The 18,892-nt window shown below is 64.2% G+C and carries 20 protein-coding genes; 12 read left to right on the forward strand and 8 right to left on the reverse strand.

The window, feature by feature from the left end:
- Positions 1 to 8: 8 nt before the first annotated feature.
- Positions 9 to 242 carry a hypothetical protein gene (locus CKW37_RS32760; RefSeq protein ID WP_159985208.1) on the reverse strand — a complete coding sequence of 78 codons (234 nt, stop codon included), beginning with the start codon at positions 240 to 242 and terminating at the stop codon, positions 9 to 11.
- A 374-nt stretch (positions 243 to 616) separates the two neighbouring features.
- Between CKW37_RS32760 and CKW37_RS01565 the strand changes: the two genes are divergently transcribed.
- Positions 617 to 1,132 carry an AidA/PixA family protein gene (locus tag CKW37_RS01565; protein WP_095153674.1) on the forward strand — a complete coding sequence of 172 codons (516 nt, stop codon included), beginning with the start codon at positions 617 to 619 and terminating at the stop codon, positions 1,130 to 1,132.
- 159 nt (positions 1,133 to 1,291) lie between these two features.
- A complete protein-coding gene (gene lpxO / locus CKW37_RS01570) occupies positions 1,292 to 2,191 on the forward strand; it encodes a lipid A hydroxylase LpxO (RefSeq protein WP_095153675.1) in 900 nt (299 codons plus the stop codon).
- Positions 2,192 to 2,234: 43 nt separating this feature from the next.
- Here the strand turns inward: lpxO and CKW37_RS01575 are convergent, their stop codons facing one another.
- Positions 2,235 to 2,789: a helix-turn-helix domain-containing protein gene (locus CKW37_RS01575; protein ID WP_095153676.1), complete on the reverse strand. Its 555-nt coding sequence runs from the start codon at positions 2,787 to 2,789 to the stop codon at positions 2,235 to 2,237.
- Positions 2,790 to 2,865: 76 nt separating this feature from the next.
- Here CKW37_RS01575 and CKW37_RS01580 point away from each other — a divergent pair, with 76 nt between their 5' ends.
- Positions 2,866 to 4,263 (forward strand): L-lactate permease, encoded by a 1,398-nt coding sequence (locus CKW37_RS01580; protein ID WP_095153677.1) that lies wholly within the window; start codon positions 2,866 to 2,868, stop codon positions 4,261 to 4,263.
- Between the two features lie 95 nt (positions 4,264 to 4,358).
- Complete coding sequence (locus CKW37_RS01585; RefSeq protein WP_095153678.1) at positions 4,359 to 4,703, forward strand: carboxymuconolactone decarboxylase family protein; 345 nt, start codon at positions 4,359 to 4,361, stop codon at positions 4,701 to 4,703.
- 27 nt (positions 4,704 to 4,730) lie between these two features.
- On the opposite strand, the gene CKW37_RS01590 is transcribed toward CKW37_RS01585, so the two are convergent.
- Positions 4,731 to 5,207, reverse strand: coding sequence for a GNAT family N-acetyltransferase (locus CKW37_RS01590; protein ID WP_095153679.1), 477 nt, complete (start codon positions 5,205 to 5,207; stop codon positions 4,731 to 4,733).
- A gap of 224 nt (positions 5,208 to 5,431) precedes the next feature.
- Between CKW37_RS01590 and CKW37_RS01595 the strand changes: the two genes are divergently transcribed.
- The 4 genes from CKW37_RS01595 (at position 5,432) to CKW37_RS01610 (ending at position 8,277) form a co-directional block, all read left to right on the forward strand.
- Positions 5,432 to 5,989, forward strand: coding sequence for a GNAT family N-acetyltransferase (locus CKW37_RS01595; protein WP_095153680.1), 558 nt, complete (start codon positions 5,432 to 5,434; stop codon positions 5,987 to 5,989).
- 178 nt (positions 5,990 to 6,167) lie between these two features.
- Complete coding sequence (locus tag CKW37_RS01600) at positions 6,168 to 6,680, forward strand: HNH endonuclease (protein ID WP_159985210.1); 513 nt, start codon at positions 6,168 to 6,170, stop codon at positions 6,678 to 6,680.
- A gap of 146 nt (positions 6,681 to 6,826) precedes the next feature.
- The gene (locus CKW37_RS01605; RefSeq protein WP_095153682.1) at positions 6,827 to 7,609 is read left to right on the forward strand and encodes an SDR family NAD(P)-dependent oxidoreductase; all 783 of its coding nucleotides are present in this window, start codon (positions 6,827 to 6,829) and stop codon (positions 7,607 to 7,609) included.
- 365 nt (positions 7,610 to 7,974) lie between these two features.
- Positions 7,975 to 8,277: a DUF3077 domain-containing protein gene (locus CKW37_RS01610; RefSeq protein ID WP_095153683.1), complete on the forward strand. Its 303-nt coding sequence runs from the start codon at positions 7,975 to 7,977 to the stop codon at positions 8,275 to 8,277.
- 43 nt (positions 8,278 to 8,320) lie between these two features.
- Here the strand turns inward: CKW37_RS01610 and CKW37_RS01615 are convergent, their stop codons facing one another.
- Positions 8,321 to 8,962 (reverse strand): LysE family translocator, encoded by a 642-nt coding sequence (locus CKW37_RS01615; RefSeq protein ID WP_095153684.1) that lies wholly within the window; start codon positions 8,960 to 8,962, stop codon positions 8,321 to 8,323.
- Between the two features lie 361 nt (positions 8,963 to 9,323).
- On the opposite strand from CKW37_RS01615, the gene CKW37_RS01620 reads away from it, so the two are divergent.
- From CKW37_RS01620 to CKW37_RS01630, 3 genes are read left to right on the forward strand one after another with little or no spacing between them, the layout of a single operon-like run.
- A complete protein-coding gene (locus tag CKW37_RS01620; RefSeq protein ID WP_095153685.1) occupies positions 9,324 to 11,369 on the forward strand; it encodes a TonB-dependent siderophore receptor in 2,046 nt (681 codons plus the stop codon).
- Complete coding sequence (locus CKW37_RS01625) at positions 11,356 to 12,654, forward strand: ABC transporter substrate-binding protein (RefSeq protein ID WP_095153686.1); 1,299 nt, start codon at positions 11,356 to 11,358, stop codon at positions 12,652 to 12,654. Before CKW37_RS01620 ends, CKW37_RS01625 begins: the two co-directional genes overlap by 14 nt.
- The gene (locus CKW37_RS01630; RefSeq protein ID WP_095153687.1) at positions 12,654 to 13,973 is read left to right on the forward strand and encodes a di-heme oxidoredictase family protein; all 1,320 of its coding nucleotides are present in this window, start codon (positions 12,654 to 12,656) and stop codon (positions 13,971 to 13,973) included. The genes CKW37_RS01625 and CKW37_RS01630 overlap by 1 nt, the downstream gene beginning before the upstream one ends.
- Positions 13,974 to 14,060: 87 nt before the next feature.
- Here the strand turns inward: CKW37_RS01630 and CKW37_RS01635 are convergent, their stop codons facing one another.
- From CKW37_RS01635 to fepB, 3 genes are read right to left on the reverse strand one after another with little or no spacing between them, the layout of a single operon-like run.
- Complete coding sequence (locus CKW37_RS01635) at positions 14,061 to 15,095, reverse strand: iron chelate uptake ABC transporter family permease subunit (protein WP_095153688.1); 1,035 nt, start codon at positions 15,093 to 15,095, stop codon at positions 14,061 to 14,063.
- Positions 15,092 to 16,102 carry an iron ABC transporter permease gene (locus CKW37_RS01640; protein WP_095153840.1) on the reverse strand — a complete coding sequence of 337 codons (1,011 nt, stop codon included), beginning with the start codon at positions 16,100 to 16,102 and terminating at the stop codon, positions 15,092 to 15,094. Before CKW37_RS01640 ends, CKW37_RS01635 begins: the two co-directional genes overlap by 4 nt.
- A gap of 39 nt (positions 16,103 to 16,141) precedes the next feature.
- Entirely contained in the window at positions 16,142 to 17,044 is a 903-nt protein-coding gene (gene fepB, locus CKW37_RS01645; RefSeq protein WP_095153689.1) for a Fe2+-enterobactin ABC transporter substrate-binding protein, read from the reverse strand.
- 127 nt (positions 17,045 to 17,171) lie between these two features.
- Here fepB and CKW37_RS01650 point away from each other — a divergent pair, with 127 nt between their 5' ends.
- Positions 17,172 to 17,963 (forward strand): ABC transporter ATP-binding protein, encoded by a 792-nt coding sequence (locus CKW37_RS01650; RefSeq protein ID WP_095153841.1) that lies wholly within the window; start codon positions 17,172 to 17,174, stop codon positions 17,961 to 17,963.
- A 43-nt stretch (positions 17,964 to 18,006) separates the two neighbouring features.
- Here CKW37_RS01650 and CKW37_RS01655 read toward each other — a convergent pair whose 3' ends face one another.
- The gene (locus CKW37_RS01655; RefSeq protein ID WP_095153842.1) at positions 18,007 to 18,777 is read right to left on the reverse strand and encodes an IclR family transcriptional regulator; all 771 of its coding nucleotides are present in this window, start codon (positions 18,775 to 18,777) and stop codon (positions 18,007 to 18,009) included.
- Between the last annotated feature and the right edge of the window lie 115 nt (positions 18,778 to 18,892).

The raw sequence follows: 18,892 nt of genomic DNA on the forward strand, positions 1-18,892 counted from the left end.
GCTGGACGTCAGCGCCTGGCCATCGCGCTGTAGGCCAGTTGCTGCTGCGCCGAGAGCAGAAAGGCCTCGATGCTCGACGCCACCTTGGCGGCATAGGCACGGTTGGCCTCCAGCGCATTCTCCACCAGCACCTGATGCTGAACCTGCCGGGCCGCGTAAAAACTGTTGGCCAGGGTCACCCCGGCGGTAACCAGGGCGAACAGCAGGATGAGCGTGCGCAGGTCGATGTGCTTGAAGGTCATTGGGCCTCATCCGTGTCAGGTAAATCCTCAGAACGATAGATCACAAGCCGCGATGGAGCGCGCGCGGGCGGGGGACAGACAACGGAAACAGCCAGGAGTTTCTGACAGCTAGCGTCAGCCATTTCCCATAGGCAGCACAGGAGAATCGCCTGGAGCGAGGCGCGACATTATCGACAAATGAACGGATTCAAGGAGATGGATGCGCCGTCCTTGAAGAGCGTACTGGGTGCGTCAAAAACCGGAAAGTTGACATTGAAGTGCCATCATCCACGCTTGAGTCCGCTACCGCACCCAAGGACGGGGTAACGGACACCCCTGGCAGCCGGCCATGGGTGCGGTCGCACACTGCCCATCACACCTCAAGGAGCAACACCATGTCTGGAACGACACAAACCGTCGACGTACTTCTGCTGGTCAACGCCGATCACCTGATTGCCAATCCAAGCGACGTCCCCGGCGCGGTTTCGCTGGTAGTGAGCGACGATCTGGTGGACAAGGCAGCAACCGGCAATGAACTCGATGGCGGCAACGAGCTGTGGTTCGACGTCAAGCGCAATGACAACATCCGCTGGCGCGCGACCACCCTGTCGCGCAACTTCGACACCACTGCACTGATCACCAAGGTGACCCAGGGTCGCTCCCAACCGGGCTATGACGGGGCCATTTCGGATCCGACCTTCATCACCGTGTATGACGCGCCGGTGGCCTACCTGGCCGGCATCAACCCGATCAAGGTCGCCGGGAACAAAGTGACCTACACCGAGTGGCAAGCGACCGCCGAGAAGCCGGGCAAAATCTGGTACACGATTGAGTTCGTGCTGTTGAACCAGGAACTGCAACAAATCGGCGGCACCCATTCCTGGGACCCGTACATCACCATCACCGACTGACCGCCTGCTGAAACGGCTCACCCCACGGCATACGCCAGGGTGAGCCTGATACCAATGTCTCCCCCACTCCCCGCAACATTTTGTACAAACCCCAGGGCCGATTGTTTATGCTGGCGGGCTCATGCCATGGCGCATCGCCACATCGACAAGTAAACGCCCATGAAAGTATTTATCGTCCTGCTGTTTGCCCTCTCCATCGCCTACGTCCACTTCCGCGGCCGCGTACGGCACAAGATCAGCCGCCAGTTGGGTGACCACTCCAGCTTCCTCGCGCCGGTCAACGCCTTCCTTTACCTGTTCTCGAAACTGCCGGCCAAGCCCTACCTGCCGACCGAATCCTTCCCGGAGCTCAAGCCGTTGCAGGACAACTGGCAGGCGATCCGCGAAGAAGCCCTGCAACTGCTGCACGGTGGCGAGATCAAGAGCTCGAAGAACTACGACGACGTCGGCTTCAACTCATTCTTCAAGAGCGGCTGGAAGCGCTTTTACCTGAAGTGGTACGGCGAGAGTCACCCCTCGGCGATGAAACTCTGTCCGCGCACCACCGAATTGCTGCAGAGCATCGGCACGGTCAAGGCCGCCATGTTCGCCACCTTGCCGCCGGGCTCGAAACTTGTACGCCACCGCGACCCGTATGCCGGTTCGTACCGCTACCACCTGGGGCTGGACACGCCGAACGACGAAGCCTGCTACATCTGCGTCGATGGCGAGAACTACCACTGGCGCGATGGCGAGGCGGTGGTTTTCGACGAAACCTACATCCACTACGCCGCCAACCAGACCGAGCACAACCGGGTGATCCTGTTCTGCGACGTCGAGCGTCCGCTGAAATACCGCTGGGCTACCGCGTTCAACCGCTGGTTCAGCACCAACGTCATGGCCGCCGCTGCCGCACCGAACGATGCCGGCGACAAGACCGGCGGCATCAACCGCCTGTTCACCCGCATCTACAAAATCCGCGAACGCGGCAAGGCCCTGAAAAAACGCAACCGCGCGCGGTATTACGCGGAGAAATGGGCGGTGGTGGCGGCGATTGCATTGGTGTTTATCTATATCTGATCTGCCACTGCAGGAGCCGGCCAGACGGCTCCTGCACTGTCCGCTACTTCATGATGGTCAAAACGATCCGCACATCCTCATCCCCGACATTGCGGAACCAGTGCTCGCAATCCACCCGCACCGTCGCGGTATCCCCGGCCCGCAACTCGATCACCTGATCCCCGGCATTCACTTCCAGCGTTCCCGAGAGAATGTGGAAAATCTCCCGCCCGCCGCTCCTGTGCGGGGCAAACCGCGCCGATGACGCCCCTGGCGGCACGGTGTACGACAGCAACTCCAGGTCCGCACTCGGCCGTGCCAGCGCCAGCCTGACAATCCCCGTCGCCTCATCGACAAAGCGCAGGTTCTCGCCCGCCCGAGTGACTTCGGCATAGTCCTGCTCGATCAACTCCGACAGATCGCAACCCAACCCCCGCGCAATCGCCAGCGCATTGCGCAGGCTCGGGCTCAGCATCCCTCGCTCTACCCGCGACAGCGCCGCCGCCGATACGCCGCTGCTCTGCGCCAACTGATCCAGGGTGACGCCCAACTGCAGCCGCCGCTGGCGCACCGCCGCGCCAAATTGCCCCTGCTCCGCCTGTTCGCTGTTGTCTTTCATCCTGAGCCTTTTTTAGTCTTGCGATTTTACCGTTACGCAAATAATAATTGCGCATACGCAAACGTCGAGTGTCGAAATGAACGCCTTTCTCGCAGCCTCCCCCGTTTTATCCTCCATCCTGGCCCTCGGCTTCGGCATGCGCTCCTTGCATGCCGCGATGCTGGGGGTGGTCGCCGCGCTCGTTGCGGCGATTATGGCGTTTCCACTGCCCGCAACGGAAATCGGCTACGCAAGTCTCAAGTGGCTGCCGCTGGTGGCGGAGGTCGTGTTGATCGTCGGCGGCGGTCTGCTGATGTCCGAAGTGCTGCGCCATGCCGGCGCGCAGGCGGCGCTGGCCAACTGGATCAAGGGCCGCGCCGGCACCGGCGTCGCCGCCGTGCTGCTGGTGGTCCACGGCATCACACCCTTCGCAGAATCGGTCACCGGCTTCGGCATCGGCGTGACCATCGGCATTCCGCTGCTGGTGTTCATGGGCCTGCCGGCGCGCCAGGCGGCGTTGATCGGCCTGCTCGGCCTGTGCGCGGTGCCGTGGGGTTCGATGGGGCCGGGCACCATGATCGCCGCCAGCCTGGCCGGCATCGGTTTCGATGAACTGGGCATCGCCTCGGCGCTGCTGAGCATCATCCCCTTCGGCATCACCGGCGGCGTCGCGGCCTGGCTGATCAGCGCGCCCGGCGAACGAGGCCGTGCGCTGGCCTTGGCCGGCGTCTCGGCCCTGGTCTTCGCGAGCGTCGTCGGGCTGTCCAACCTGGCGTTCGGCACCGCCCCCGCCGGCGCCCTCGGCAGCGTGGCGATCATCTGCCTGCACCTGCTCTGGAGCAGCCGACGCGGCCCCGACAGCGAACCGCTTCTGCCCATCGGCCGTCGTGCGCTTCAGGCCTACGGCCTGTTGCTGGGCGGCGTGCTGGTGATGGGCGCGGTGATGCGTTTCGGCCACCTGCCGGAGCAATGGCGCTACCTCGCCTCCCCCGCGCTCTGGCTGTTTGTCGCCGCACTGTGGTTCTGCGCGGGGCGTCCGCCCGCCGAGCCCTGGACCCGCGCGTGGAAAGCCTGGCTGCAAGTGGCGCCGGTGACCGCGCTGTTCATCTTCATGGGCATCGTCATGGCGGTCACCGGCACCGCGGCGCACCTCGCCCGCCTGCTGGCCGAAATCGGCTCGGGCTACCTGGCGATATCACCTTACGTCGGCGCACTGGGCGGTTTCGTCACTGGGTCGAGCAGCGGCTCCAACGCCATGTTCGCCGCCACCCAGGCCGAGATTTCCCGCTCGCTGGGCGCCGACCTGCTGCTGTTCATGGCCACCCACAACGTCGCGGCGGCGATCTCCATCCTCGCCTCACCGGGCAAGATCGAAATGGCCATTCAACTGGCGGGAGGCGACGCCGCGTTCCAGCGCCGCTGGATCCAGCGCATGGCGATTGCGGTGGTGTTGGCCGTGGTCAGCCTGTTGGCGGTGGTGAACGTACTGGCCTAAAGCACTAACGGCTTGCGACCAACGACCAGCGGCCAGGCAATCTGGAAAAAACTAGCTTCACTGTTCAATTTGTCGCAACGCACAAGGTGAAGCAGATGAGCATGATGGACTGGGATGCCTACCGTAAGCAGTTGATGGCCGGCATCGGTGATCTGAAGCAACTTTCCCCCGACACCGTCAGCGGCTACATGACCGCCAGCGGCGCCGGGGCCAAGACCAACCACCTCGACGCCAAGACCCGCGAACTGATCTCCCTCGCCGTGGCCGTCACCACCCGCTGCGACGGCTGCATCGCCGTGCACTCGCAGCAAGCGGTCAAGCATGGCGCCACCCGCGAGGAAATCGCCGAAGCGCTGGGCGTCGCCGTCGCCATGAACGCAGGTGCCGCCCTGGTCTACTCCGCCCGGGCGCTGGATGCCGTGGGCAAGGCCAGCGAATAAGCCGACACCACCACGGCCTGCCACTGCTCAGTCGGTGACAGGCCGCTCCATAGTCACCACCGCGATCGGCGCCCCGCCCACCCCGTGGGAAAACACGCCATGGCCGAGCGTCACAAACCCGTGGCGCTGATAAAAGCCCTCGGCATTCAGCGTCGACTCCACCCTCACCCGCTCCACCCCCGGCGCCTGCGCCTTCTCGATCCCGACCTGCAACAACCGGCTGCCCAACTGCTGACCCGCCGCCTGTTCCAGCACAAACAGCCGCGTCACCTCGCCCGGCTCGGCATCGACAAAGCCGACGACCTGATCCGCGAGACAGGCCACCACCATCCCGCCCTTGGCGATCGAGCGTTCGTAATCCTCTGGCGTGCGCTCGCCCATCCAGCCAAGCAACTGATCACTGGAGTAACGCTCGCGGCCGAGGCGGCTGATCGACTGATGCGTCACCGCAAACACCGCGGCACCGTCGCCGGCCCGGGCCGGACGCAGAACAATGGAATTCATGAGTATCCTTCTCTGACATTGAATGAGTGCCGGCCCAACGCTAGGCTCTGTACGAAATGCATCCGAACTCGGCCATGCTGCGTTGAAAACAGGCTCGGAATGCTCATTTACAACCAGTAAACTCCGCTTCCTCGCCTGTTTTCGCCTTGCCTGGCCTTCGCTCGAATACATTTCGTACAGACCCTAGCATCTCCCCACTGCCCGATCACCTGCCAAGGAACACCATGCTCCACATCCGCCCGATGACCGCTGCTGACTTCGACCGCTTCTGGCCCACCTTCCAGAGCATCATCGCCGCCCGGGAGACCTACGCCTACGACCCGGCCATGACCCTCGAACAGGCCCGCCACCTCTGGCTGGACGTCCCGCAACACACCCTTGTTGTCGAAGAAAACGACGAACTGCTCGGTGCCTACTTCCTCAAAGCCAACGCCGCCGGTCCCGGCAACCATGTCGGCAACTGCGGCTACATGGTCAGCGAAGCCGCCCGCGGCCGCGGCATCGCCCGGCAAATGTGCGAACACTCCCAACAACTGGCCCGCGCCTCGGGGTTTCTCGCGCTGCAATTCAATTCCGTGGTCGCGACCAATGACGCGGCAGTTGCGCTGTGGCAGAAGCTTGGGTTCGAGGTGGTGGGAAGATTGCCGAAAGCGTATCGGCATGGGCGGTTGGGGTTGGTGGATTGTCTGGTGATGTACAAGTGGTTGGGGGAGTTGGAGCAGCCGAAGTTGATTGGGCGGAAGAATATTGAGGCGGTGGTTTCGCGGAAGCGGGGACGGTGAATCTCCCATCAGCGCTCGCATTCAGCGCAACGGCACTCGAGCATTACTAGCGGGGGGCGATATGGAAAATGGACCGAAATTGGAAATCGAACGCGCCACAGCTAAAAAATACTAATTCGCACTTCTCGCAAACTTCAAAAATCGAGTATCCATGAAGGGAACAAGGCACTTTTCAAGAATGAATTACAACGTGCGACGGGGTCTGCGAGAAATCGTGGCGTCATCACACCGCTTGAACAAAGCCGACTGGATCAGCATCCTCGAAGAGTTCGACGGGCGCTGTTCCTATTGTGGCAGTGAGGCAAGCGCAGAGAACCGAGGCATTGTTGCCGATCACCTCATACCCGTCACCGAATTTGGTGAACTGGTCGCCGGTAATACCGTTCCTGCTTGCCAGACCTGCAATGACTCCAGGGGAAACCGAGATTGGAAAAATTTTCTAACCGCTCGCTATCCTGACTATGCGGTGATGCGCATTGCAAAAATCGAAGAACATATAAATCGATTCAACTATCGCCCTGCAATCTTAGAAAATGCGTTAACACCATCAGAGCAGGTTGAATATATAGAGATCGTGCGCGAATGGGAAAAACTGCTTGGCAGAGCAAAAGCTTTGAAAACGGAGGTCGAAAATCGCAGAGCAGAAGAAACCCTGATCATTGATGAATCAGGGCCGTTGCACATGATCTAGGCAATACGTTCTACAACACTAGAAGCGCCTACTAGAATCTCTCCACCAAGGAATTTCTCCAGACTCCCAACTTCATAGCCACATGCAGTTCAGGCCGCCAAGCGCTGATACGCCGCGCAAAAAAACCACCCTCAGCCGGAGTAACCATGGACAGACTCAAGGGAAAAACCTGCCTGATCACCGGCGCCGCACGGGGCATCGGGCGGGCCATCGCCATCCGTTTCCAGGAAGAAGGCGGTCACGTCATCGTGACCGATATCGACGAGGCGAACGGTGCCGCCATCGCCCGTGAAATCAGCGCGCAGTTCATCAAGCTCGATGTGGCCGACGAAACCGACTGGCTCCGCTTGGCGCAGCAGGTGCCGACACTGGATGTGCTGGTGAACAATGCCGGCATCACGGGTTTCGAGACGGGTGTGGTGGCCCACGATCCCGAGCACGCGAGTCTGGAGGATTGGCGTGCGGTGCATCGGGTGAATCTGGATGGCACCTTTCTCGGTTGCCGCTATGCGATCGGCGCAATGAAGGGGCGCGGCGCGGGCTCGATCATCAATATTTCCTCGCGCTCCGGGCTGGTGGGGATTCCGGGGGCGGCAGCTTATGCGTCGTCCAAGGCGGCGGTGCGCAATCACACCAAGACGGTGGCGCTCTATTGCGCGCAGCAGGGGTGGCGGATTCGCTGTAACTCGATTCATCCGGGGGCAATTCTGACGCCGATGTGGGAAGCCATGCTCGGCGACGGGCCTGATCGCGACACGCGGATGGCCGCCTTGGTCGCGGATACGCCGCTCAAGCGCTTCGGCACGGTCGAGGAAGTCGCGGCGGTGGCGCTGATGCTGGCGTCGGATGAGGCGGCGTATATGACGGGGACGGAAGTGAATATCGACGGTGGTTTGTTGGCAGGGTCGGCGGCCAGTCCGGGCGGTTGAACTCGCTTGAACGATGACGCAAAAAGCTACGAAATCCCTTCGATGTACGACTTTCCCGTAGGCAATTTCCGAATCATACTGCCGCGCCTCCTGAGCGGTTGTTTCCCACGGCATCAGTGCCTACGCTTCGCCGGTCGCTGCACATCAGCGATCAGGTTTGGTCACCTGTCTGGAACTTAACGCTCAGGCGTCCGCATCCGATTCAGCAGCAAGTAATGGCTGCTGTTCCGTGTTATGGCGGTTGTGCGTGGGGCACCTTCGTGTGCGCCGGGTTCCAAGTTCCCCGGTTGACCAACCTGCGTACAGCCGCCACCCATCGTTTGGTCACGTATGCGTGGCGGCGCCACTGAACTTGGAGCACCGCAATGATCAAGATCGTCCCCGATCCACCCGCCCCTCGCCTCACCACTGCCCACACCCGTTTCAGCACCTGCAATGACAGCCATCAGGCGTTGTTTGCCGTGTGCGAAGGTGTCGATATCGAAGATGCCCTGGTGCATCTGTCCACGACCTTGAGGTCAGCCTTCGAAACCAATGCCCAGCTCTGCGAGATGATCGACACCCCGCCGCTCGACAGGGTGGCGTGGGCGACGTGTCATTCGCTGGAGATTTGCGAGGCGCTGGTGGAGTCGTTGCTGGGCCGGGTCGAAAGGCCGCAGGTGAGGTGATCGACCGTAGAGGGGCCGCGCTCGCGGCCCCTTTATCGCAGCCTTACGCCCCCTGCCGCCGCAACGTCAGAATCGCCGCACCAAAGCCAATAAACGTAGTGCCCACCACCCGGCTAACCCAACGCGACAGCGAGGGCCGGGTCAGCACACCCTTGGCCCGCGAGGCGAGCGCGGCGTACAGGCTCAACGACGTCACCGACAACGTCATGAAGATGCCCGTCAGGATAAAGAACTGCGGCAGCAGCGCCGCGCTCTGGTCGATGAATTGCGGAAACAGCGCAGTGAAGAACATCGTCGCCTTGGGGTTGGTGACCGCGGTCAAAAAAGCCGATTTGTACAGTTTGAGGCGTGTGGGGCGGACCTTTTCCGCGCCCTCCTCGATGCCTTCCGCAAGCATCGGGCGCTTGTTCAGCAGTTGCTTGGCGCCCAGGTAGAACAGGTAGCCGGCACCGAGGATTTTCACGGCGTTGAACAGCCATTCCGAACTGAGCAGCAGCGCGCCCAAGCCGAGCATCGCCGCCGCCGACAGGCAGAACAGGCCGCTCGCATTGCCGAGGGACGACCACACGGCGCTGCGCTGGCCGTGGGCCAGGCTGTTGTTGATGGCCATCAAGGTCGCCGGCCCGGGGCTGGCGATGGCGATCGCGGCGACCAGGGTGAAAGCGAGTATCGAGTGAAGATCCATTTTTCCGGCTCGTGAACGGTTGAAAGGCTGCATGTTACCGAATGCTTCGGGCTAACAGGGCACGAAACGCGCAGGAAGACGCGAGCATCGACAGTGCCATTACGGCAATATCGTTATGCATTTTGATATACAGCGTTGTCAGCAGGCAGCCGGCAACGCTAGTATTCGCCCCGGCCTGGTTGTCCTCCGGGTCAGATATCCGTTCGGTCGTCAGGATTCGAGCTCTCCGGGGAGGGAGGTTTCGGGTCTTTTTACGGGTGTCGTTGTATACAAGAATATATAACGATGAGGCTGGGTCGCGGTTTTGTGGCGCTCTTTGGCGCGTGAAACAACACGCCAGCCTCCATAACATGGAGCAGTCATGAAGTCGTTCACCCCTCGCGCCCTGGTCGTGGCCATTGCCGCCATCAACGCTCAGTACGTTATCGCCGCCGAAACCAGCAAGCCCTTCAGCCTCGGTGAAATCCAGATTTCCGCCCCGCAGGACGAGAAACTCGCCACCGGCAGCACCGTGGTCGAGTTGCAGGATATGCGCCTGCACGACCGCGAAACCGTGGACCGCGCCCTGGCCCTCGCCCCCGGCGTGAACCAGAGCTACATCGGCGGCCGCGCCGAGCAGGTGGTGTACGTGCGCGGTTTCGACCGCCTGCAGGTGCCGGTGTTTATCGACGGCATCCCGACCTACGTGCCGTATGACGGCAACATCGACCTGGGCCGTTTCACCACCTACGACCTGTCGCGCATCGAGGTGGCGAAGGGCTTCGCGTCGCTGCTGTACGGGCCGAACACCCTAGGCGGGGCGATCAACCTGGTGACCCGGCGTCCTACCGAGGCCTTCGAAGGTGAAGTCGGTGGCGGCCTGGAGTTGACCGACCACGGCAACGTCAACGCCTACCGCAGCTATGCCAACGTCGGCTCCAACCAGGGCAACTGGTGGATGCAAGGCGGCGTTTCCTACGTCGATTACGACTACACCCTGCTGCCGGACGACTTCGAGCCGACCAACAACCAGCAAGGTAACGGTCGCCGCGAGAACAGCGACAAGCGCGACGGCAAGTTCAGCTTCAAGCTCGGTTTCACGCCCAACGAGACCGATGAATACGTGCTCGGCTACGTCCAGCAGCAAGGCCGCAAGGGCCAGCCGCCCTACGCCGGCGACCTGCCCGCCACCGGCCAGCGCAAGCGCTGGTGGGAATGGCCGACATGGGACAAGACCAGCCTGTTCCTGGCCACCAACACCCGTTTCGGCGACCACGGCCTGAAGACCCGCGTCTACCACGACACCTTCAAGAACTCGCTGGAAAGCTTCAACTACAACAACGGCATCCCCGGCACACTGCAGTCGGGCTTCCCGAGCAAGTACGACGACGAATCCACCGGCTTCTCGGTCGAAGGCGACCTGGCGATCACCGAGGGCAACCGCCTGGGCGTGGCGTACCACTTCAAGGAAGACGTGCACCGCTCCCGCGACGGCAGCGACCCGCAGACAAACTTCCGCGACCAGACCCAATCCATCGCCCTGGAAGACACCCTGCGCCTGAACGACATCTTCAGCGTGGTCGGCGGCGTCTCGTACAACTACCGCAAGAGCCTGGACGCCGAGAACTTCGGCACCAACCCGTCCTCGCCACGGGTCAAGACGCTGTACGACGAGCCCACCGGCAGCGACGACGCGGTCAACAGCCAGCTCGGCCTGTTCATGAACACCGGCCCGTTGCTGGACATCGACCACAACGGCCAGGTGCGCCTGACCGTGTCGCGCAAGAGCCGCTTCGCCACCATCAAGGACCGCTACTCCACGCGCTTCGGCACGGTCATCGCGAGCCCGGACCTGAAGTCCGAACGTGCCACCCATTACGAGTTGGGCTACAGTGGCGCGCTGACATCACAGTGGAGCCTGGATGCAGCGTTGTTCGTGGCCAATATCGAGGACTCCATCCAGCAGGTCACCGTGCCGGCGCAACTCAATTGCGCGGCGCCGTGCGGGCAATACCAGAACATCGCCAAGGCGCGTAACCAGGGCTTCGAACTGGGCCTGAAAGGTGATCTGGGCGACTGGGAGCTGGGCGCCAGCTACACCTTCCTCGACCGCGAAAACCGCAGCAATCCCGAGCTGCACCCGATCGACACACCGCGCCACAACCTGTTCGCCTCGGCCACCTGGAACCTCGATGCCCTGCGCCTGACCGGCAGCGCCGAAGCGGCCTCGCGCCGTTACAACGTGTCCGATGGCAGCCAGATGTCCGGCGGCTACGCGGTGTACAACTTCAAGTCCGGATACCGCTTCAGCAACGACGTGCTGGTGGAAGCCGGCGTGCGCAACCTGTTCGACCGCCTCTATGAATACAGCGAGGGATACCCGGAAATTGGCCGTAACTACTTCGTGCAGTTCAATGTTCCGCTGTAAGGCCTGGCTGCTGGCCCTGGCGCTCGGTTCGACGAGCGCGCTGGCCGCGCCGCAGCCGGTGGTGGTGATGACCAGCTACCCGGAAGAGATGATGACCCGCTTCGAGGAGGCCTTCGAACAGGCCAACCCCGATTACCGCCTGCAAATCCTCTGGCGCCAGGGCTTCGATGCCCTGCCCTTCCTGCGCCAGCCGGACCAGGGCGGGGTCGATGTCTACTGGGCGCCGTCGCCGGGCAATTTCGCCCGGCTGGCCAGGGACGACAGTTGGCAGCCGCTGGGTGTCGATCTGCAAGGGCTGCCGGAGCGGATCGGCGGCACCGCCCTGCGCGACCGCGACGGCCGTTACCAGGCCACGGAACTGGCCGGCTACGGCTTCGCCACCAACCCGAAGGTGCTCGCCGAACTTGGCGTGGCGCCGCCGAAGGACTGGCCTGACCTGCTCGACGCCCGACTGCGCGGACGCATTGCCCTGCCGGACCCGGCGCGCGTCGGTTTCGCCCCGGTGCTGCTCGACATCGTCCTGCAAGCCTACGGCTGGGAACGGGGCTGGGCGTTGTGGAGCGAGATTGCCGGGCAGTCGCGGCTGGTCAGTCGCGGCGGCACCCTGGTCAGCGACGAGGTGGCCAGCGGACGCTCGGCGGTGGGCTTGTCGATCGACTTCTTCGTCGCTTCGGCGGTGAGCAACGGCCAGCCGGTGGACTTCGTCTACCCGGCCCACGGCGGGCTCAACCCGGCGCACATTGCGATTACCCGCAGTGCGAAGGACGTCGAAGGGGCGCGGGCGTTCGTGCGTTTCGTGTTGTCCGACGCCGGGCAGAAACTGCTGGCCGACCCGGACATCCGCAAGCTGCCGGTGCGCCCGAGCGTCTACGCCGAACTGCCGGCGGGTTATCACGACCCGTTCGCGGCGGCGCGCGACGGCGCCTACCAATACGGCGACAAGATGTCTCGCGAGCGCCTGTCGTTGATCACCTCGCTGTTCGCGCAATGGCTCAGCCAACCCCATGAGCGCCTCACGGCCTTGTGGGCGCGGGTGCATGCCGGCGAAGCGGCGGGCCGCGATCTGAGCGCGGTGCGGGCGTACCTCACGGTGCCACCGATCAGCGCTGAACAGGCCGCCGCGGCAGACCTGCTCAGCCTGTTCGGACAGCGCCAGGACAGCGGCATGGAGCAACAGCCCGTCAACGATCAGGACGAACTCGGCAAGCGCGAAATCGCCTGGCAGTTCTACAGCGCCACCCGGCATGCCGAGGCGGCGCGACAGCTCGACGAGATGGGCCTGTAATGCGCGTTTGGTTATTGGCCGTGATCGCGGCGCTGGCGAGTGTTTCCGCCAGCGCCGAGGTCGACCGCGAGGCGTTCGCCCAGCCGTTGGCGGGGATGGACGACGAGGCGCAACTGGAACGGTTCTTCCGCGGACGCGGGCTGTTTCGCCAGGCCTGGGTCGTCGCCCCGTCGCGGGATGAGGCGGTGGACGGCCTCGGCCCGCTGTACAACCGCATCACCTGCATTGCCTGCCACCCGAAAAACGGCCGTGGCCAGGCACCGATCAATGAACATTCGCCGATGCGCACCATGCTGGTCCGCCTGTCGTTGCCGGGCCGCGATGCCCACGGCGGGCCGCAGCCGCATCCCGCTTACGGCGACCAGCTCAACGAGCTGGGCATTCCCGGCGTGCGCGGCGAAGGCCGGGCGCAGATTCTCTGGCAGGAAAAACAGGTCACGCTGTCTGCCGGCGAAACCGTCAACCTGCGTCGGCCGCAACTGAAATTCAGCGAACTGGCCTACGGGCCGCTGGGCGATATCCGTACCTCGGCGCGGGTCGGCACGCCAGTGTTCGGCCTTGGCCTGCTGGAAACAGTCAGCACCACCACCCTGCAACGCATAGCCGACGAGAGCAAACCGGATGGCGTGCGCGGGCGGGTCAACAAGGTCTGGAGCGTCGAGCGCCAGCGCCTGGAGGTCGGCCGCTTCGGCCTCAAGGCCAACCAGCCGAGCCTGAACCAGCAGATCGCCAGCGCCCTGCACGGCGACATGGGCCTGACCTCGTCGCTGTACCCGCAGGAAAACTGCGCCCCGCAGCAAAGTGCGTGCAAGCAGGCCGTCAGTGGCGGGCAGCCGGAGGTGGACGGGATGCAACTGAGCGAGCTGCATTTCTACCTGTCCCATCTGGCGCCGCCGCCTCGGCGGGAGCGCGATACGCCGGCGGTGAAACGCGGCGAACGGCTGTTCGCCGAGGCCGGTTGCACCCTCTGCCATCGGCCGCAACTGACTACCGGGGTGCACCCGGACTACAAGACGTTGTCCGGGCGCAAGATCGAGCCCTACACCGACCTGCTGTTGCACGACATGGGCGAAGGCCTGGCCGATGGCCGCGACGACTACCTCGCCAGCGGCCGCGAATGGCGCACCCCGCCGTTGTGGGGCGTGGGCCTGATCGAACAGATCAACCCCGGCGCCGGCTACCTGCACGACGGCCGCGCCCGCAGCCTGACCGAGGCGGTGTTGTGGCACGGCGGCGAAGCGGCGGTGGCGCGGCAGCGGTTTGCGGCGTTGTCGGCTGAGGATCGGGGGGCGTTGTTGGGGTTTCTGAAGTCGTTGTGACGGTACGGGCCTCATCGCGAGCAAGCTCGCTCCTACAGACAGCGCCCCACCTGTAGGAGCGAGCTTGCTCGCGATAAGGCCCACCCTTCACATCCGCCGATTCCGCGCCAACAACCACAGCAAATACACCCCACCCAGCATCCCCGTGGTCAACCCGATCGGCATGTTCAGCGACAGCGGAAAGCGCTGGCTGAGCATGTCCGCCGCCAGCAACAGCACCGCGCCCATCAACGCCCCGGACACCAGCGGCACGCCGGCGCTGGCGGTCAGGCGCCGCGCCAGTTGCGGCGCGGCCAGGGCGACAAAGGCGATCGGCCCGGCCGCCGCAGTGGCAATCGCAGTCAGCGCCACCGCCGCCAGCATCATCAACAAGCGCGTGCGCTCCACCGCGACCCCAAGCTGGCTGGCGCTGTCGTCGCCCATTTCCAGCAGGTTCACCCGCCGCGCCTGGTACAGCGCCACCGGCACGATCAGCAACAGGCCCAGCGCGGCGGGCAGCACATGGGACCAGGTGCGGGTGTTGAGCGAGCCGGCCAGCCACAGTTGCGCGGTCATCACCTGGTCGAGGTTGCCGGTCACCAGCAGGATGGTATTGAGCGCCGAGAGCATGGCGCCGATGCCGATACCCACCAGCACCAGCCGATAACCGCCGGTGCTGCGCCCTTTCATCGACAGCAGGAACACCAGCGCCGCCGTCGCCATGCCCGAAGCCACCGCCGCCACGGAAGTGCCTAGCGGGCCGGCATCGAACAGGATGATCTGGACGATCGCGCCGCTGGCCGCGCCGGTGGTGAAGCCGATGATGTCCGGCGAACCCAGGGCGTTGCGCGACAGCGACTGGAAGATCGAGCCGGCCATGCCCAGCGACGCGCCGACCAGCACGGCGGTCAGCACCCGTGGCAGGCGCACGCGGGTGATCACTCGCTGCAAGGTGGGGTCGTCCGCCGTGCCGAACAGGCCGGCGACCACCTGCGCCGGCGTCAGTTGCAGACTGCCAATGCCCAGCAGCAAGATGCCCAGCGCCAGCGCGGTTGCCGCCAGCAGCAAACAAACCAGCGCCACCCGCGGGCGCCAGAGAAAGGAACAGCCGCCGAGGCGGAGGACCGAAGCGCTTTTGCTCATAACGTGTTCAACCGGTATTTACGCACCACAGCGATAAAGAACGGGCCGCCCAGCAAGGCGGCGATAACCCCGGCGGCGATCTCCGCGTTGCCGCCCACTACTCGCCCGAGCACGTCGGCGGTCAATAACAGGACCGCGGCGAATAGCGCCGAGAAAGGCAGCAGCCAGCGGTAATCCGGCCCCACCAGCAGCCGCGCCAGGTGCGGCGCCACCAGCCCGACGAAGGCGATCGGCCCGGCGCCGGCAGTGGCCGCGCCGGCCAGCAGCATCACCGCCAGGCACGCCAGCAGCCAGGTGCCGCGGACACTGGCACCCAGTGCCTGGCCAAGGTCATTGCCCAAGGCCAGGACATTGAGGTTGCCAACGATGGCGAAGGTTGCCAGTGCACCCAGCGGCACCGCCACCAGCAGCACCGCCACGGCATCAAAACCCGCGCGCTCGATGGAGCCGGAAGCCCAGTGGCGGAACTGGTCGAACACATCCGCCGGGGCGTTGAGGATGATGACCCCGGTCACTGACGCCAACAGCACCGACAGCCCTGCCCCGGCCAGCACCAGACGCACCGGGTTGGTGGTGGTTTCGTGGGCCTGGCCGAGCATGAACACCACAGCGCCAGCCAGCCCGGCGCCAAGAAAGGCGAACCAGACATAACTGGCCATGTTCGCCATGCCGAAGGCTGCGGCGGCGCCGATCACTGCGAGGGCGGCGCCGGCATTGATGCCGAGCAGACCGGGTTCGGCCAGCGGATTGCGCGTCACCGCCTGCATGATCGCCCCGGCCAGCCCCAGCGCCAGCCCGGCGAGGATCGCCACCAGGGTGCGCGGGATACGCATCTCGCGCACGATCAGGTGCAGGTCGTTATGCCGGTCATAAGCACGCAGGGCTTGCAGCACGTCAGCGGGCGGCACGGTGCGCGAACCCACCGTCAGGCTCAGCACCACCGCCAGCGCAAGCAACGTCAGGCCAAACACCAGCCCCTGCAAACGTCGACGCCGCCGACGCTCCATCAGCGTCAGCGGCGCACACGAAGAAAAACCGACGGCCACTTAACGGAAATTCCGCGCCACGGCGTCGATCATTTCCCGTCCTGAGTAGTAGTCGATACGGAACGAGCTGGGTCCCAGCGGATACACCCGTTTGTTGAGCACCGCCGGCAGGTTGGCCAGCACCGGGTCGGCGAGGAACGCCTGAACATCGGCGTCGGTGGCGCTGAGCAGGAACACGCTGTCGCCGGTGATCGCCGCCGACAGGTTCTCGCGGGAAATAAAGGCCACGTCGGAGCTGCGCTTGACCTGCGATTCCAGCGCCGTCGGCAGCCCCGCCACCGTGAAGCCGAGCGCCTCGATCACACGCGCTTGCGGGCTGTTCTCGCGGGCGATGGAATAACTGCCGCCGATGTTGTAACCCACCACACTGACACTGCCGGCCGGCACCTTGAGCTGCGCGCCGACGTCGGCGGTGTAGTCGTCGAAGCGCTTGATCGCGGCGGCGGCCTGGGTTTCCAGTCCGGTCTGGCGACCCAGTTCGGTGGCGATCTGCTGCCAGCTCTGGTTCGAGTAGTTGACCACCAGCGTCTTCACGCCCTGGGCTTCCAGCTCGGCCTTGTGCTGGATCACGCTGTCGGCGCCGGTGGCGGAAATCACCAGCAGGTCCGGGTCCTGGCCGATCACCGACTCGATGTCGAACACCAGGTTCTTGTACAGCACCTGCACGCCGCGCTGATCGGCGACGTCAGCCCACTGGGTGAAGAAACCCTTGCCGTCTGACAGCCGACTCGGCGTGGTGGCAGCACTGGCCACCAGCGGCGCGTCCATGGCCAGCAGAATGCCGGTCACGCTGGGCGTGGTGGAGACGATGCGTTTGGACGGGGTGTACGCGGCCTGGGCGAAACCCGCCAGCAGGGCCAGGGTGGTAGCGCCAGCGAGGCGCAACAGCGAAGAAGTCGTCATGGTGAGGTCGATATCGGCAGATGGAATGCGAAGTGATACGATTTGAGAGCGTTTCGCATTCCATATTGCGGAATAAATTCCGCACATGCAATACTGCCGCGCCATCATTGCCGAGGAACCCGCCCCCATGACGCACCGCCTGCAGGCCGATGCGCTGACGTTGCGCTACGAACAGCGCACCATTTCCACGGACCTTTCGCTGCGCATTCCAGACGGTTCCTTCACCGTTATCGTCGGCCCCAATGCCTGCGGCAAATCTACCCTGTTACGCGCCCTCTCCCGCCTGCTGGCTCCGGCTGCCGGCCAGGTGCTGCTGGACCAGCGCCCGATCGGCGAGTTTCCCGCTCGCGAAGTCGCCCGTTGCCTCGGCCTGCTGCCGCAGAGTGCCACCGCGCCGGACGGCATCACCGTGGCTGACCTGGTGGCACGTGGGCGCTTTCCGCATCAGTCGTTCTTGCGGCAGTGGTCGAAAGCGGATGAACAGGCGGTAAAGGAAGCGATGGCGGCGACCGGCGTCAGCGAGCTGGCCGAACGTGCGTTGAACGAATTGTCCGGTGGCCAGCGCCAGCGGGTGTGGATTGCCATGGTGCTGGCGCAACAGACGCCGATCCTGCTGCTGGACGAGCCGACCACCTATCTGGACATCGCTCATCAGGTCGAACTGCTCGACCTGCTGGCGGACCTCAACCGCCAGGGTCGCACCGTCGTCGCGGTGCTGCATGACCTCAACCAGGCCTGCCGCTATGCCTCGCACCTCGTGGCGATGAAGGACGGCGCGATCGTCGCCAGCGGCGCCCCGGCGGAGATCTTCACCGAGGAACTGGTGGAGCGGGTGTTTGGGCTGGCGTCTCTGATCATTGCCGATCCGGTGACGGGGACACCGTTGCTGGTGCCCAAGGGCCGGGTGTTGCGGGGGTAGAGCCCCCAACAACAACGTCATTCCAGCCGGCCATACCTCTCAATCACCCCTCCCAAACCTGCCCACCCGTGGACTGGTTCACCCGCTTCGCCTCGCGAAACAACGCATCCCGGTCTTCCGGCGAATTCAGCCGGCCAAGGTCAGTGACGGTGGTCATGCAGCACACGATCTCGCCCTGCGCATCGAACACCGGCGCGGCCTGGCCGGTGACGTTGGACAGCAAATGGCTGGTCAGCTCGGCCCAGCGACTGTCGCGCACTTCATCCAGCACGGCCTTGCTCGGCGGTGTGCCGCGGAAATGCGCGGGCTGCTGCTTGCGCGCAGCATCGATGGTGGATTTTGGCAGGAACGCCTGGAACACCAGGCCGCACGCGGTGTTGTCCAGCGGCAGGATGTCGCCCAGCGCCAGCGGGTTCACCGAGAAATACGCGCTGCGGTACCAGCGCACCAGGGTCGGACCACGCTCGGTCCAGATCGCCACCCCGCCGCTGGCCGCCTGGTGGTGGGCCAGGGCCTTCATGTGTTGCGCGGCGATTTCCACCGCGTCCACGCGCTTGAGCGCGGCGATACCGATGCTCAGTGCTGCCGGGCCGAGGTCGTAAAGACCGGTGGCCGGGTCCTGCCGGGCCAGCCCTTCCTTGACCAGGCTCTGCAGGTAACGGTGCGCGCTGGAGCCACCGGTGCCGGTAAGCCGGGCGACTTCGCCAAGGGCCAGTTCGCGCTCAGCACTGGCCAGCACCTTGAGAAAGCGCGTGGCAATGGCCACCGACTGGATGGTGCCGGAGCGCTTTTCGTTCTGGGGCGCATCGTCCAGTACGGACTCGTCTGACTTCAAATGTCCTCTCCTCGCCGCTGTCTCGCGGCTGTTTCTCAACAGGCTGGGGTGCAGCGCCGCAGGCCGGTGGCGGCGCGACGCATGATACCGATTT

Source organism: Pseudomonas sp. Irchel 3E13 (genome assembly GCF_900187455.1).
In the GTDB taxonomy this organism is placed as follows: domain Bacteria; phylum Pseudomonadota; class Gammaproteobacteria; order Pseudomonadales; family Pseudomonadaceae; genus Aquipseudomonas.